Genomic DNA, 16,738 nt, shown 5'->3' with positions numbered 1-16,738 from the left:
TACAATCAATTCCTGGCAATAATTTCGGCAAGAGCATTTTGAACAGCCAGGAAAATATGATGGCGATTTAAACCACCCTGGAAATATATTATGTAAGGGGGAACTAAGGGGCCATCGGTGCTGAGTTCAGCAGTTGAACCGGCTATAAAGGTCCCGCCCGCCATTATGACTGGGACATCATAGCCAGGCATTACCCATGGTTCAGGGGTCAGGTGACTATCAATGGGGGAAAAACGTTGTATACCACGGCAAAATGCTTTCATATTCTCGGCGGAGTTAAGTTTTATTGCCTGAATAATGTCACTGCGAGGCTCTTCTATTGTAGGAGATACTTCAAACCCGGCCAGGGAGAATAAAGCAGCGGCATAGATTGCACCAATCAGGGCCTCAGCAACCATCCTGGGGGCAAGGTACAGACCATGAAAGGTGGAACGCAAAAAATCACCCGTGGCACCCAGTTCGCCTTCGGTACCGGGAACTGTTAAACGTTCGGCTGCCAGATTTACTAAATCCTTGTTTCCTACGATATAACCACCGGTGGGGGCTAAACCTCCACCTAGATTTTTAATTAAAGAACCAGCTACCAGGTCAGCGCCGTACTGGGTTGGTTCAAATCCTTCTACCAGTTCCCCGTAACAATTATCTACAAATATAATCACATCAGGTCTAATTTTTTTTGTCAGAGCAAAGGCTTCAGTTAAATCTGGTTGAAGTAAGGATTTGCGCCAGGCATACCCCCTGGATCGCTGAAAAGCTACAACTCTTATGGACTTATCTTCCTCTAAAAGTTTTTGTAAGGTAAATATGTCAATTTTATCATCAGAGGTAAGGTCGATTTGGCGGTAGTTAATACCCCAGTCCCTAAGGCTTCCGGGCTCGTTTTTAAAACCTATTACTTTTTCCAGGGTATCGTAGGGTTTTCCTGTAGCAAATAGGATGGTATCCCCCGGTCTTAAAATGGCAAATAATGCAGTAGCGATAGCGTGGGTACCGGAAACAAATTGTGGTCGTACTAAAGCTGCTTCTGCCCCAAAGAGGGTTGCAAAAACGTGTTCCAGGGCTTCTCTTCCGATGTCCCCATATCCATACCCATTAGTACCGTTTAAGTGATGCTGGCAAACCTGAGCGTGTCGAAAAGCTTCCAAAACCTTTGCCGTTTGGTAAAAAGTTTTGTTTTCTATTTCAGCCACTATTGGTTTGATCATTTCCAGTGCTTGAGTGTGTAAACGGTTGATGTCCTTCATGGTTAATTCCTCATTCCCTTTCTATTTCTCATAAATTTCCAGTTGGGCACTATATCTATTTTCCACTCTGCCCTTAATTAATATACCTGAATCTGTGTATTTCTCCTCAACGATATGACCATGCTTTCTAATTAAACTAATAAGGGAGGCCTGGTCATAAGGGAAAAACCAAAGGGTGTCTTTGTAAACATTTTCTGTGTTTAAAATTGAATCAATTTTGGTTAATAACTCATCAATACCGGTTTTTTTCAAGGCTGAAATGCAAACATAATCTGACGGAAGATCGTGAAGTAATATGTTTAATCTATCCAGGTCGTTAAGTAAGTCTACTTTATTAAAAACTATTAATTGTTTAATTGTTTCTAAATTTAAATCTTTAATAATAGCTTCAACGACCTTGATATGTTGTCTGGCAAATGGATTACTGGCATCTACTACATGTAAAATCAAATCGGAACGCAAATGCTCTTCCAATGTAGCACGAAAAGCTGCAATCAGGCCTGGAGGTAAATTGCGAATAAAACCTACTGTGTCGGTTAGTACAGCCCATCTACCCGAAGGGAGTTGGAGACGGCGCGTCGTTGTATCAAGGGTGGCAAACAATTTGTCCTCAGCCAGGACATTGGCATTGGCTAGCAGATTAAGTAAAGTCGATTTTCCGGCATTGGTATAACCGGTTAAGCATATGTGCGGAATATTATTTGTTGCCCTCTGTTTGTGTTGATTTTGACGGTGTTTTTGTATTTCGGCCAGCTCCTGTGTTAATAATACTATTTTCTTTTTAATTTTTCGCCTATCTTGTTCCAGTTTAGTTTCACCAGGGCCCCGGGTACCTACGCCTCCGCCTAAGCGGGAAAGGTTATTACCCTGACCGGTTAGACGAGGTAACAGATGTTTAAGTTGTGCCAGTTCAACCTGAAGTTTGCCCTCTCGTGACTGGGCCCTTTGTGCAAAAATGTCAAGAATCAAAGTAGTACGGTCTACTACTTTCTGCCCGGTAATTTCCTCGATATTTCGTAATTGAACTGGTGAGAGCTCGTGATCAAAGACCAGAAGATTTGCTTGTAATACCTGGGACTTATTCTTTATTTCAACGATTTTACCTTTGCCAACAAAGAGCCCGGTATGAATCTTTCTTAGCTTTATAATTTCACAATCCAGAACCTGAATACCGGCTGTTTTGCATAATTCCTCCAGTTCAAGGGCACCCTCTTCATCAAAAGCTATCAATAATGCTTTTTCTGTTAAGTCAATATCCTCTATTTTGTTTTTCCTTGAACCTTCTACCCCGATGATATCCAGGCTCTTCTGGGCTAAGTCCTGCAAAGTATATTTTTCAACAGTAAGCCCATGGCTGTCATCGATTTTTGCGATTTGAATTGTATCTGAAAAAGACCCAATAGCCATGATTGCCTGGGTTTGACCTGAATGGATTAAAGAAAGATCCAGCTCACTTAATTCACTGGTTGCTTGTGGATGGGTATGGATGATTAAATAAGAGTTTCGAGGTACTGGTACTTGCTGGCTATTACCTATACTGATAAACTCCACTTTGCCTTTTTTATTAATACCTATAGCAATTTCCCTGTTTAGCTGTTCAGATATTGATAATAGTTGCTGATACATTTCATATGGTAATAGTTTATCAAATTGATATCCTCTTATCTGAGAGAGTTTGTCTAAAAGATGTTTGCGAATACCATCTGTATTACCATAAATAAATTTCATGCAATAATCACCTTATTCTAAATGAAATTCTCATTGTCAGTATAAAGGCAAAAAAAAATATTTACAAGTAGTTGCCGGTGGCGGAATAAATGTCATCTTCAGTGATCAGGATCAAATCGTCCCGGGTAACAATTTCTTTCTTCACCAGGCGAACTGCCTGACAGCGAATCAATTTCTCGATGTAGTTTCTTACTAACCGGGCATTACCGTTAACAATGGTTGTAGGGGGGAGGTTTTTTAATTGCTCCTTGAAACGCTCTTTTGCCTGAGGAGTAAAATCATACTGGCGCTGTTTTAACATTTGTTCTGCGATTAACATTAATTCATCTATACTGTAATCCGGAAAAGATATATGTATGGGAAACCGACTTCTCAAACCAGGATTGGTGCGCAGAAACCACTCCATCTCACTTGGATAGCCAGCAAGAATTATAACCAGATTATCTTTATGATCTTCCATGGCTTTTACCATAGTGTCAATGGCTTCTTTACCAAAATCCTTTTCTCCTCCCCGGGCCAAACTATATGCTTCATCGATAAACAGTATACCTCCGAGAGCGCGCTTGATTTGCTCTCTGGTCTTTATAGCCGTATGACCGATATACTCGCCGACCAGGTCAGCCCTTTCAATTTCAATCAAATGGCCTTTTTGTAAAAGGCCAAGCTCGCGAAAAAGTTTACCTGCAATGCGAGCCACCGTTGTTTTTCCAGTGCCTGGGTTACCTTTAAATACCATATGTAAAACCATTGGTTCATTATATAGCTTTTCTTCTTGGCGTTTTTTTTGAATCCTGGCAAAAGCATAGATTTCATGGAAGATATATTTAACTTTTTCTAATCCGATCAATTCATTAAGTTCTTTTAATATTTCTTCAACGAAGCTACTATTAGTTTGTTCAGTGATGTTATTAATTGATTGAGGTTTATGAGGAGTAAGATTCAGAGGCTCTAAACGGTTTTGTTGACGTTTAAATTGAATTAACATTGATTACTCCCCCAATCTCAATCATCTACTGTTTATTAATTATGCCCGATTGTCCAGTCTTATGAAAAAAGAGGCTTGGCCTTCAGGCCAGCCCCTTGCTAACTTACTGGTTTTGGTTAACATTGCGGTTATCAGAAAAAGAAAAATGAACAGGCTTAATGGGAGCTACTGTTGAAATTGCGTGTTTATAAACCATTTGTTGTTTACCTTCTTGTTCTAAGATAACAGTAAAATTATCAAAGCCTCTTACCAGTCCCTTAAGTTGAAAACCATTAACAAGATAAACAGTTACCGGGATATTTTCCTTCCGGACCTGATTTAAAAAAGCATCCTGTAAATTAATAGTGGATTTAGTTGTTGTCATCTCTCTATACCTCCATCTAAATTTATAAATAAGGGCAAACGCTTTGCTGGAAAGATATTTCTACATTTTTGCCCATAGTCCTGCTGCCTCTTGAGCAATTTTTTTACTGATATCATGGATTGATTGATCAGTTACATCCAGCCAGTTGATATTTTCTTCCTGGCGTAACCAGGTTAATTGCCTTTTGGCATAACGGCGGGTAGCTGTCTTGATATCCTCCACCATTTGCAGATAAGTAATTTCTCCGCGTAAATATGAGAAAATCTGTTTGTAGCCTATTGCCTGGCTGGCTGTATTGCTTAAATTGTATTTGTCCAGTAAATGTTGGGCTTCTTCAATCCAGCCACTTGCCAGCATTTGTTCCACTCTTAAATTTATCCGCTCATATAATTTTTCCCTGCTGGCAGTTAATGCATACATCAAATACTTTCTTTTTAAGCCCTTTTGCCGGGATTTTTCCTGATAGTAACTGATAGGCTTTCCTGTAAAATGATATACCTCTAAAGCTCTGATTATTCTTTTGAGATCATTGGGATGTAATTTGTTAGCTGTTACTGGGTCGATAGCCGCCAGTTCCTGCCAAAGTGCTTCGGTCCCTCGCAGGGTAGCTTCTTTTTCTTTGCTCTTGCGCCACTGCCAGTCCACAGCGAAAGGTGTAAAATCATAGGTATGAGTTAAAGCTTTTATGTATAAACCTGTACCGCCAACAATGATAGGTTTTTTATTTCTGGCATAGATATCTTTAATCTTTGCTTCTGCCAGGGTTTCAAACAAGGCTACACTAAATTCCTCTTCCGGACTGATAATATCCAGAAGATGATGGGGAATTCCCTGGCGCTGTTCAACAGGTACTTTAGCTGTTCCTATATCCATGTCTTTATACACTTGCATAGAATCTCCGGATATTATTTCCCCGTCAATGAGTTTGGCTAATTCAATGCCTACTGCTGATTTACCTACGGCGGTGGGTCCTACAATAATTAAAACTGGTTGATAATCCATCACTATCCCTCTTGCTTACTAGAATAATAGATACCGAAGCCAAGATTAGAACTGGTTTTAATTAATTGGTCTGGCCTGAAGTTCTTAAAGAAGTCACTATTCAGGTTCTCTTTAACTACAACCTGCCGACGGCACTTGCTTAACGCTAACTGGACATCGGCGGCCATAAGGGGAGTCGGGTTACCAATTAATCGTAGTATATTAATACCCGTTGACTTGCTTTTGGTTATTTGAAACATGGGATCAAAATAAATGACATCAAAAGATTGTCCGGGAGTTCTATTTAAAAAATGGTGAAAGGAACTGTTGATAATCTCAATTCGCTGTGTTAATGGTTTTAAAATAGTGTCATTCAATTTCGCAAAACCATTTTCGGCCAAAACAGCAACAAGCTTTTCCGATTCCAGGGCAGTGATTTTTCCTGTTGGTCCTACACTATAGGCCAGAACCAAACTATCTGCTCCCAGGCCCATGGTACAATCCAGGATGTGATCCCCTGGTTGAGGGTCTACTGCCGTGATCAGGGGGTCCTGACCGTTTCTCATCAAATTTAATATTCTCAGTTTTGCCATATTGGGATGCCAGGATAAATTTTTGTTCTGATACCTAATGAAGATATCTTCCAAACTAACAATAATTAATACTTGCTCCGGATTATTCCTTACTTTAGAACGATGAACAAAGGGTAACTGTAAGCGCTGTGCCAAGGATATGGCTTTTTTTATACTCTCTTCCGAGGCTTTATTTGAAGTGGTAACAACAAACTGCAATTTATTCACCTCATGTGCGTTTAAAAAGCTGTTCTAGCTCCTTTAATTGCCATTCAATTTTTGTTGGTCGCCCGTGGGGGCAGGTTACTGGTAAAGTGCATTGATGTAATTGTTCTATTAGAGCTTCCATTTCTGGTAGAGATAGTTTCTGGTTTGCTTTGATTGCTGTTTTGCAGGCCCTTAAGATTAACCATTTTTCCTGTAAACGCTGAATGTTTTCATACTGTTTGTCAACCATCAGTTCAAGTAAATCATGGAATAGTTCAGTAGCAGTAGCATTATCCAATCCCAGGGGAACTGCTCTCAATAATATAGTATTTTGCCCAAAATGTTCAACTAAATAACCAAAGTCCTGAAAGAGAAAGATTTTATCGATTAGGGTTTGAAAAAGCAATGGGTTCAAAGTAATGGTTTCAGGATATAACAGGGGTTGCACTGCTGTGCGGAAATCCTTTTCATTAAGCAATTTTTCATAGAGTATTCGCTCATGGGCAGCATGCTGATCAACCAGGGAGAAACACTGATTATCCTCCAACAGAATAAAGGAGTCAAAAATCTGCCCGATTACCCGCCAGCCTGGGAGCGAAAGCGGATAATCAGGAGCGGATTCTTTTATTTCCTGAATTTGTGGTGTAATATCTGGTTTGGCAGGTTGACTAAATAGCTCTACAAACAAGGGACGTGCTTGTGGAAGCTCCTTGCTGATTTTCTTATCTGCCAAAGTCATACTATTTATGATAGTTTTGGCTGATTGCTGTGGGAAAAACTGCTCTTTGACAGCACTTTCGATTACTTTAGTTATTAGATCTTCTTCACTAAAACGGATTTCCATTTTAGTTGGATGAACATTTACATCAATTATTTCAGGCTTAATTTCAATGAACAGGCAAAATATTGGATAGCGGTTTATGGCTAACAGGGTATTTAAAGTTTTTTCCACAATACTGGAAATTAAGCGAGAGCGAACCAGGCGGCGATTTACAAAAATAATTTGTTGCAGCCGGGTTGTCCGGCTAAAAGCTGGCGGAGCCAGAAAACCATGGATTTTTATACTGGCATCAGCACTTTCGCCTTTGACTTCAAGCATTTTGCTGGCGATTTCCTCACCAAAATTCAAAACCAGGGGATAAAAATAATCTCCCTTTCCATCGGTTTGCCACTGACGGCTACTGGCAGCAGTAAATTTAAAAGCGATTTCCGGATAGGCCAGGGCGAATCTTAAGAGAATATCTTTAATATGACCCAGTTCGGTTGACTCTGATTTGACATGTTTTTTGCGTGCGGGGGTGTTAAAAAACAGGTTGCGTACAATGATATCAGTGCCAACAGGCATGCCTACCGCCTCTTCAGATACTAGATGGCCCCCGGAAAATCTGAATTTCCAGCCATTGATGGAATCAGCAGTCCGGCTGGAGATTTCCAGTTCTGATACGGAAGCAATACTGGGCAAGGCTTCACCCCGAAAACCCAGGGTTAAAAGCTGAGTTAGATCATTGATGGACGTTATTTTACTTGTAGCATGTCTTTGAAAAGCCAGAGGAAGGTCTTCTTTGCTAATCCCCATTCCATTATCAAAGACACGAAGATAGGATAATACCGATTCGCCTACTTCAATTTCTATTTTGCTGGCCCTGGCATCAATGGAGTTCTCTACCAGTTCTTTGATTACTGAGGCAGGTCTTTCTACCACCTCTCCGGCGGCGATTTGGTTGGCGGTTATCGGGTCTAAGATTTTTATCCTGTTAGACAATCAGACCTCCTCCTCATCGTTTGAGATATTCCTGGGCCTTTTTCTGCAAGTTAAACAGGATATTCAATGCATCCAGGGGGGTTGTAGTAATAAGATTTAAATTTAACAATTCATCCAGAATAGGATTGGAATCATTAAATAAGGTCAGCTGCTGTACGGGGGTTGAATAGGGTATTTCCTGCCTGATGCTAATATCTTTCCGCTCATTTTCCAGCTGCTCCAGAATCTCTTTGGCACGCAGGATTGTTTCGGCCGGTAGACCAGCCAGTTTGGCTACATGAATACCATAACTGCGGTCACTGCTGCCTGGGACAATCTGGCGCAAAAATACTATGTCTTCCCCCTCTTCCTTAACGGCAACACAATAATTCTTTATTTCCGGATGCCTTTCAGCCAGTTTGGTCAGCTCATGATAGTGGGTTGCAAAAAGGGTTTTGGCGCCAATTTTTTGAGGATCATTCAAGTACTCGGCAACAGCCCAGGCAATGGACAAACCATCAAAAGTGCTGGTGCCCCGACCAATTTCGTCCATGATAATAAGGCTTTTTGCAGTGGCATTATGCAGGATATTAGCCACTTCTTGCATTTCTACCATAAATGTAGACTGACCCCGGGCCAAATCGTCAGATGCCCCTACTCTGGTAAAAATCCGATCTACCAGTCCGATTTCAGCCTGTTCTGCCGGGACAAAGGAGCCTATCTGGGCCATGAGTACAATCAGTGCTACCTGGCGCATATAGGTGGATTTGCCGCCCATATTGGGCCCGGTAATGATTAACAAGCGATTTTGCTGATTGTCTAAATAAGTATCATTAGGGATAAACCATTGGCCGTTGAGACTTTTTTCTACTACAGGATGTCGGCCTTTCTTGATGTCGATTATATTACTTAAATTGAGTACTGGCTTCACATAATTATTTTGTACTGCTGCTACTGCCAAACTGAGTAGAGCATCCAGTTCCCCCAGGAGCTTTGCTGTTTTTTGCAGCTGGGGGATTTCCTGAGCAATGGTCTCGCGGATTTGGCAGAAGATCTGGTATTCCAGTTCAATCCCCTTCTCTTCCGCTCCCAGTATAATTTCCTCTAACTCTTTCAATCTTTCTGTAACATATCTTTCTCCTGTTGAAAGAGTTTGTTTGCGAATGAAATGGGATGGGACCAGATGCAAGTTGGCTTTGGTAACTTCAAGATAATAACCGAAAACCTTGTTATAACCAATCTTTAAACTCTTTATTCCTGTTTTTTCTTTTTCCTCCGCTTCCAAACGAGCCAGCCAGGTCTTGCCTTCAGTAGCTGCAGTCCGTAACTTGTCCAGTTCCGCATTAAAGCCAGGTTTAATTATATTGCCATCCTTACTGGAAATGGGTGGCTCAGGCATGATAGCTGCCTCGATTAAAGCGGCAATGCTTTCATGCAAGCACAAATTATCAAAAATGTACCGAAGCTGACCAGCTTTTTTCTCCTCCAGAAGTTTCTTTATTTCTGGCAGCACTTTTAAGGTTGAACCTAAGGCTACCAGGTCTCTGGGGTTTACAGTTTTATATACTATCTTTCCCGCCAATCTTTCCAGATCATAGACATTCGCTAAAAGCTGTTTAATTTTAAGTCTCCAGCGACTATCAAATACCATTTGTTCAATGGCAGCAAGTCGATTATTTATTTCCTGCAAATTAAGAAGTGGGTTTTCAATCCACTGCTTTAAGGTTCTGCCGCCAAGGGCTGTAACGGTATTATCCAGAACTGAAAGCAAGGTATGTTCCCTGCTACCATCCCTTAAATTTTGTGTTAGTTCTAGATGCCTCCGGGTTATTGCATCTAAATACATTATTTTGTCAATATTATATAATTCAAGTTTGTTAATATGGGACAAGCAATTTTTTTGCGTTGCCAGAAGATAATCCAGCAATGCAGCAGCAGCTTTGGCGGCTGAATTCCAGTGGTCAAGTCCCAAACTTTTCAAATCATTGACATGAAAGTGCTTGGTTAAAGTCCTATTGGTAAAGTCCCAGGCAAAAGCCCAGGAGTGATATTCGGTCACAATCCTCTTACCCTGATTATCGAACCAGTTTGGGCGGGGGTTACCGATAAAATTAGCCAGAGACTCTGAGATTAAAATTTCGGCTGGATTCAATCTGGCTAGTTCATCTATCAATTTTTGTTTGTGAGGATCACACTTAAACTGGGTTACCTGGAAGAGGCCGGTGGAGACATCACTGGCAGCCAGGCCGATTAAATTATCTTCGTAATGTAAAGCCATGATAAAGTTATTGCTTTTCTCATCTAATACAGTTGTATCAATAATTGTCCCCGGAGTGATTATTCTAATTACTTCTCTTCTTACTATCCCCTTGGCCTGTTTAGGATCTTCTACTTGCTCACAGATGGCAACTTTGTAACCTTTGTTAATCAGCCGGGCTATATAGGAATCAGCGGAATGATAGGGCACACCGCACATTGGCACCCGCTCTTCCAATCCGCCATCCCGACCGGTTAAGGTAATTTCTAATTCCCTGGCAGCAATTTCAGCATCTTCAAAAAAGAGTTCGTAAAAATCTCCTAATCTAAAAAACAACAAACAGTCTTTGTGTTTATCTTTCATCTCCAGGTATTGTTTCATCATCGGGGTTAAGTTGTTATTCAAGCCATTACACGCTCCCTGGTTTAATCTCGGTATACTAAATAAATTATAACATGATTATTTTTGTAGTACAGACTATAACGGCTTTAATCAATAAAAATGTGTAGAAATAGAGGCTGGAAAAATATAAGGCATTTTTCCAGTTAAAAACTTTACGGTTTAGTTTAATACCCTCTAAGTGTAAGATAGATAAAGTGAAAACAAATATTAAATACGAGATTAAAAAAATAGTTTCAGTTGAAATATTAGTAATGGTAATGGCTTGAAATTTGTTCACCACAAAATAGAACAAAAGAATAGGAAAAAAAGCTGAAAAAGCAATCAAGATAAAAGTAAAACAAAAAGTCAAATCATTTAAATCATTAGAGTGGTTGTTTTGTTGCATAAAATTTCCCCCCAATCAGGCTAACCCCGAAAAACGCCTGACAGGCCGGATGTCTCCATTAAAAATATATTTCACAAACAATGGCAATGAAAGTCATTAAGCTCCAAAAGCAGAATAATCCCCTTCAAGTGTTGAACTTGAAGGGGATTTGGTTATTAACCACAGGTGCTGCCACAGGAGGCACAGCCACCGCTGCCGCAAGCGCTGTCACCACTGAGGGCCTGACCTATGACTGTATTAACGGTTTGCAGGAGTTTTTCCAGCTGGTGCTGGGCTTCTAAATACCTGCGAATGGAAGGATTGTTTTCCATTTTGCTTTCGATGGCTGCTCTGACCAGTTCTTGTTCAGGTGTGAGCTCTCTGCCGGCAAAAAAGGCTTCCTGAAATTCCTGTTGTTTTTCCTGGAATTCGGCGATTATTTCCAGAGCCTCAGGGTCTTTATTCATGGCGATTTCGGCTTCTCTTACTTCTTTTAACTCTGGACATTCACTGAGAGCAAAAGCCAGCTCTCTTGCCTTTTCAATTACTTTGGACATTAGTGTCCACCTCCAAATACTTTATTTTAGATGATTTCCCCTTCAAGATGCCAGGTTTTAGCATTGGCAATGCGAACGGGAATCAATCTGCCAATGAGATCACTATTTCCGCGAAATACCACGATTTTATTGGTTCTGGTTCTACCTGAGAAGAATTCTGGATTGGTTTTACTGGGGCCTTCTACCAGAACTTCTAAGGTTTTGCCGATATCCTTAAGATTTTCTTCCAGAGTAATCTGGTTCTGACGGTCAATTAAGTGCTGGATACGCTGACTTTTTACATCTTCAGGTACCTGATCATTATATTCTGCTGCCGGAGTTCCAGAGCGCTTGTTGTAGATAAAAGTATAGGCTGCACTGAATCTCACCTTTTCCACTAAATCCATGGTTTCAGCGAAATCGGCTTCTGTTTCACCGGGAAAGCCAACTATGATATCGGTAGTAATTGCTATATCAGGTACAGCATTTTTCAGTTTTTCGACTAAATGCAAATAGTCTTCCTTGCTATAACGGCGGTTCATTTTCTTCAATATGGCAGTTGAACCGGATTGGACGGGTAAATGGATATGTTCACATACTTTTTCCAGAGATGCAATGGCTTCAATTAGTCGATCGCTTAAATCTTTGGGATGAGAGGTGGTGAAACGAATGCGCTCAATCCCATTTACTCTGTTTAATTGCTGAAGCAAACCGGCAAAATCAATTTCAACCTCCAGGTCTTTACCATAGCTATTGACGTTCTGACCCAGTAAGGTGATTTCCTTATAGCCTTTGGCAGCCAGATCTTCCACTTCGCGTATAATATCTTCGGGCATACGGCTTCTTTCCCGACCCCTGGTGTATGGTACGATGCAGTAAGTGCAAAAATTATTACAACCATACATGATAGTAACAAAAGCTTTAAGATTGTCAGCACGTCTGGATGGCAGGTTTTCGATGATTACGCCAGGGTTATTATGCAATACTTCCACCACCATTTTCCGGGCTGCTTGCGCTTTGGCCAGCAATTCCGGTAATTGATGGAGATTGTGGGTGCCGAAGACCAGGTCCATGTGGGGATAACTTTGTTTAATTTTCTGGATAGTAACTTCCTGTTGTGGCATGCAGCCGCAAATTCCCAGGATTACATCGGGATTTTTCTGTTTAATTTTTTTTAGCTCCCCCATTTTGGCCCAGATCTTGTTTTCCGCTGATTCGCGTACTGAACAAGTATTGAGTAAAATAATGCTTGCGTCTTCTTCTTTTTCAACCGGCACATATCCAAGGCTTTCCAAAATGCCAGCCATGGTTTCGGTGTCGCGTTCATTCATTTGACAGCCATAGGTTTCTATAAGATATGTGCGCAGGGGCAAATCCATTACTGTCACTCCTCCACTAATACTATCTAAATCATTATAGACTATTATGGTGTAGATTACAAATTAACGAAACATGGTTTTGATGGCACGCAGTTCTTTTTTGGCCAGATTGGTAATTTCATCAGCAGTAGAACAGGCTAATGCCTTGTTGGCCAGGCGCTGGCAATGAGTAAAGGTTAGCTGTCTTAATAGGCCTTTTATTTTCAATAGACTAGCCGGGTTCATGGAGAGTTCATCCACACCAAGCCCAAGCAATATCGGGGCAGCTAACAGATCACCACCTAATTCGCCGCAAACTGCTACCCATTTGTGGTGATGGTGAGCCAAGTCTACGACAGTTTTAATCAAGCGCAGCACTGCTGGGTTTAAGCTTTCATACAAATGGGATACCTGGGCATTGGTGCGGTCAACGGCAATAGTGTACTGGGTTAAGTCATTGGTACCTATACTGAAAAAATCCACTTCCGGGGCCAGGATATCCGTAAGGATAGCGGCAGCAGGAGTCTCTACCATGATTCCTACTTCAATCTCACCAATAGGGTGGCCGGCGGCAATGGTTTGTTCGCGGGCCTGGACTAAAAACTGCTTGGCAGCTCTAAGCTCATCAATACTGCTCACCATCGGGAACATCACCCGGACTTTACCAAAAGCGCTGGCGCGCCATATGGCCCTGAGCTGGGGTAAAAACAGTTCCGGGGTATCCAGACACAAGCGAAGGGCCCGCCAGCCCAGAAATGGATTGGCTTCTGCCGGCAGTTTCAAGTAGGGCAAATACTTGTCCCCACCGATATCCAGGGTACGGATGGTGACCGGTTGATTATTAAAGGCTTTAACTACTTCCACATAGGCCCGAAATTGCTCTTCCTCTCCAGGCATATCATCCCTGTCCATATAAAGGAATTCAGTACGAAATAGACCAATACCACTGGCACCGTAACGTTTGGCACTTTCAGTATCTCTGGGTGTACCAATATTGGCGACTAAATGGATAGCATGTCCATCCAGAGTTTCTGCCGGTAAATCCCGTAATCTGTCCAGCTCCCTTAATTGCTGTTCATATAGTCGTTGCCGTTTTTTATAGTATTCCTGAATACGGGCTGAAGGGTTACAAATAATCAATCCTTTGAAACCATCCACGATTACAGTGGTGCCATTAGCTATTTTTCTAAGGTCGTTACCAACGCCGACGACAGCAGGTATCTCCAGGGCCCGGGCCATAATGGCGGAATGAGAAGTTTTACCCCCTACTTCAGTGACAAAAGCCAGTACATTTGCTTTGTTCAACTGGGCTGTATCAGAAGGGGTTAAATCATGGGCAAAAACGATTTTGGGTTCAACTAATTCCAGACGGGTTTCAGGCTGGCCGGTGACAATCCGGACTAACCTTTTACCCACATCACGAATATCCGAAGCCCGTTCCTGTAAGTAAGGATCGGGATTGGTAGCAAAAAAAGAGGCAAAAACTTCTACGGCATCGATGATAGCCGCAGAAACAGGCAATAGTTTAACGGTAATGTTTTCTTTTATGGCATCAATGAGGAGTGGATCCTTTAATAAAAACAAATGGGCATCAAATATTCTGGCCTCCTGGTACCCCAATTCCCGGGCTGTCTTTTCCCGCAACTGGTTGAGTTCCGATTCAGCCTGCAGCAGGGCGTGCTCAAAACGCTCTAAATGCTCATTTACTTGCTGGCTGCTGATTTTCTCTTTATTTACTCCTACTTCCCAGGCAATTAGCCACTGGACCTGACCTATAGCAATACCTGGTGAAGCGCCAATACCTTTCCACATAATGTCCATCCCCTTACCCACGTTTACTTCAATTATACTCTTCTCCCGGGGAAGAAAAAAGGGGGCTCTAAGCCCCACCGTGATTTTTCTTCTAATATACTTCTTTTGCGTGTACCTTTTTCATAAATTCGTTAACATCAGCCGGCACCTGACCATCCCAGAGGCTAACCAGCCAGACGGAGAGGAATCCCAGAGGAACAGTAACAAGACCAGGAATCTTGAACTGTAGCCAGGTCGGTAAGGTTTCGGGCAGGAAAATCATCCACAGGGAGGAGATTAAACCTACCAGCAGACCAGCAATGGCACCTTTTTCTGTCATTCCACGCCACCAGATACCAAGAACGAAAATAGGAGCAAAAGTACTGGCTGCCACATTAAAGGCCAATCCCACCAGATGACCGATAGAGGCTTTTTCCACCATTAACCCAAGGATGCCGTAGAAGATACCGCATATTACTGCTGCCCATTTTCCGGCTAGAACTTTCTGTCTCTCAGTAGCATTGGGGTTAATGAAATTGGTATAGAGATCATGGCCAAGGGCACCGGAACTGGCAATAAAGATACCGGAAAGGTTGGAGAAAATAGCAGCAAAGGCGCCGGCAATAACAAATCCTAATAGCCATTGACCGCCCAGGGATGCAGAAAGTGCAGGGATAATCATATTGTTTCCACCTTGAATCATGGCTTTCATGGTTTCTGGATTTAAGGTTCCTTTAGTTACACCATCGAGGAAAACATAGCGGCCAACGGTGCCGAGATATAAGGCAAGACCGAAGAAGGCAGAAGCGATTGCGATAGCGAAAAGTGCGGAATAGCGAGCATCTTTGGCAGAGGGATTGGTGTAGAAACGCAAAAGGATATGGGGTAATCCCATGGTTCCAAAAGCTAAACCGATTAGCATGGAGATAGTACCTGTTAAATCCTTGAACATGGTACCAGTATATTCCCACTTGGCTCCATTAAAGACCAGATCCTTACCATCGGGAGCATACTGACCAGTTCCCGGTAATGTTCCGTTGAATTGAGTGATAAAATCCAGGATTTTGCCGTAATTCATTCCCATGTAAATAGCCATAGCGAATAATACCAGGAAAGCACCGAAACGGATCCAGATTTCCAGGGCCTGGTTAATAGTAGTGCCTTTCATACCTCCGACCCCAACATAGAACACCATTACTGTTGTGGTAAAGACAATCCCGAAGGCATAACTGGTCCCGAAAAACAGTTTTAAAATCTGGGCAGCACCCAGTAGTTGTGGGGCAGCATAAAAACCGGAAATGGCTAACACTACTATAACTGCAACCAGACGGGCTGTTTTACTATGAAAACGCTGGCCAAGGAAATCGGGAACGGTAAAGGCGCCGAATCTACGCAAGGGGCCTGCGATAAACATAGCCAATAATGTTAAACCGATTGAGAAACAAAAAGTATAAAAAAGTCCGTCATAACCTAGTGAAAAAGTCAGACCTGCCAATCCTAAAAAAGTAGCAGCACTGAGATAATCCCCAGCAATAGCTGAACCATTAACCAGCCAGCCAAAACTCCGACCAGCGACCCAGTAGTCAACGGTGGTGGTAGCATATTTACGGGTTGCGTTAGTAATCCAGACAATGGTACCCAATAGAATAATTGTAAATAAATATTTGGGATCAGTTAACCAATTCATTAATGAAATACCTCCCTTCTTGTCCGGGTTTCCTCAATATCAGCACCGAACTTATTCTGGTAGAAATAAACATGAACTGCTGCGATCAGGAAAGCCAGAATCATAGCAAAAATTGATGTTAAAAACCAGGTTAATGACATGCCTCCCCAGATTCTGGTTTTCATTAGTGCCGGTGCGGTCCAGTTTAGTACAGGAACGGCGAAGAGAAAGATAAAATAAATTACTGATAGCCAAAAAGCCAAATTGAATTCTGATTTCATTACATTCTTAACTTCAACGTCTAAAGGAGGCAAGTTGTTTACATTTACTTTATTACTCACGTTTAACACCTCCATCTTTTGATCTTTAACGGGCTAAACAGCTACCCTCCTTTCCAGCCCATCGTTGTTTATTAAAATATTAGAAATTATCCTGGTTTTTCACAACAAAAAATCGTTAATTGTCATTTCTAAAGGTTAACCATAACTGGAATGGAAGAATTGAGAGGTGAAAATTCATTATAATAAACAAAAAAGAGCCAA

General features: G+C 41.7%; 14 protein-coding genes. All 14 read right to left on the bottom strand.

Annotated features, from left to right (window positions below; translation table 11 throughout):
• Positions 1 to 5: 5 nt before the first annotated feature.
• The 14 genes from ULO1_RS02750 to ULO1_RS02685 all read right to left on the bottom strand — a co-directional run bounded on the left by ULO1_RS02750 (position 6) and on the right by ULO1_RS02685 (position 16,537).
• Entirely contained in the window at positions 6 to 1,244 is a 1,239-nt protein-coding gene (locus ULO1_RS02750) for a methionine gamma-lyase family protein (RefSeq protein ID WP_079932938.1), read from the bottom strand.
• Between the two features lie 21 nt (positions 1,245 to 1,265).
• Positions 1,266 to 2,972 (bottom strand): GTPase HflX, encoded by a 1,707-nt coding sequence (gene hflX, locus ULO1_RS02745; protein ID WP_079932937.1) that lies wholly within the window; start codon positions 2,970 to 2,972, stop codon positions 1,266 to 1,268.
• A gap of 61 nt (positions 2,973 to 3,033) precedes the next feature.
• Positions 3,034 to 3,957, bottom strand: a complete 924-nt coding sequence (locus ULO1_RS02740) for an AAA family ATPase (protein ID WP_079932936.1) — start codon at positions 3,955 to 3,957, stop codon at positions 3,034 to 3,036.
• A 103-nt stretch (positions 3,958 to 4,060) separates the two neighbouring features.
• Positions 4,061 to 4,321: an RNA chaperone Hfq gene (gene hfq / locus ULO1_RS02735; protein ID WP_078664484.1), complete on the bottom strand. Its 261-nt coding sequence runs from the start codon at positions 4,319 to 4,321 to the stop codon at positions 4,061 to 4,063.
• A gap of 60 nt (positions 4,322 to 4,381) precedes the next feature.
• Positions 4,382 to 5,323, bottom strand: coding sequence for a tRNA (adenosine(37)-N6)-dimethylallyltransferase MiaA (gene miaA, locus ULO1_RS02730; protein WP_079906917.1), 942 nt, complete (start codon positions 5,321 to 5,323; stop codon positions 4,382 to 4,384).
• 2 nt (positions 5,324 to 5,325) lie between these two features.
• A complete protein-coding gene (locus tag ULO1_RS02725; protein ID WP_079906915.1) occupies positions 5,326 to 6,093 on the bottom strand; it encodes a class I SAM-dependent methyltransferase in 768 nt (255 codons plus the stop codon).
• Positions 6,094 to 6,103: 10 nt separating this feature from the next.
• Positions 6,104 to 7,843: a DNA mismatch repair endonuclease MutL gene (gene mutL, locus ULO1_RS02720; protein ID WP_079906913.1), complete on the bottom strand. Its 1,740-nt coding sequence runs from the start codon at positions 7,841 to 7,843 to the stop codon at positions 6,104 to 6,106.
• 13 nt (positions 7,844 to 7,856) lie between these two features.
• Positions 7,857 to 10,463 (bottom strand): DNA mismatch repair protein MutS, encoded by a 2,607-nt coding sequence (gene mutS, locus ULO1_RS02715; RefSeq protein WP_079932935.1) that lies wholly within the window; start codon positions 10,461 to 10,463, stop codon positions 7,857 to 7,859.
• 64 nt (positions 10,464 to 10,527) lie between these two features.
• Positions 10,528 to 10,866 (bottom strand): hypothetical protein, encoded by a 339-nt coding sequence (locus ULO1_RS02710; RefSeq protein ID WP_079906910.1) that lies wholly within the window; start codon positions 10,864 to 10,866, stop codon positions 10,528 to 10,530.
• Between the two features lie 155 nt (positions 10,867 to 11,021).
• Entirely contained in the window at positions 11,022 to 11,402 is a 381-nt protein-coding gene (locus ULO1_RS02705) for a YlbF family regulator (protein WP_078664478.1), read from the bottom strand.
• 26 nt (positions 11,403 to 11,428) lie between these two features.
• Entirely contained in the window at positions 11,429 to 12,760 is a 1,332-nt protein-coding gene (gene miaB, locus ULO1_RS02700) for a tRNA (N6-isopentenyl adenosine(37)-C2)-methylthiotransferase MiaB (RefSeq protein WP_079932934.1), read from the bottom strand.
• 63 nt (positions 12,761 to 12,823) lie between these two features.
• A complete protein-coding gene (ptsP, locus tag ULO1_RS02695; RefSeq protein WP_078664476.1) occupies positions 12,824 to 14,551 on the bottom strand; it encodes a phosphoenolpyruvate--protein phosphotransferase in 1,728 nt (575 codons plus the stop codon).
• Between the two features lie 91 nt (positions 14,552 to 14,642).
• A complete protein-coding gene (locus ULO1_RS02690) occupies positions 14,643 to 16,217 on the bottom strand; it encodes a cation acetate symporter (RefSeq protein ID WP_079906906.1) in 1,575 nt (524 codons plus the stop codon).
• Positions 16,217 to 16,537, bottom strand: coding sequence for a hypothetical protein (locus ULO1_RS02685; RefSeq protein WP_079906905.1), 321 nt, complete (start codon positions 16,535 to 16,537; stop codon positions 16,217 to 16,219). Before ULO1_RS02685 ends, ULO1_RS02690 begins: the two co-directional genes overlap by 1 nt.
• Between the last annotated feature and the right edge of the window lie 201 nt (positions 16,538 to 16,738).

The organism is Carboxydocella sp. ULO1, assembly GCF_002049255.1.
Taxonomy (GTDB): domain Bacteria; phylum Bacillota.
This window is presented reverse-complemented; position numbering and strand designations above follow the sequence as displayed.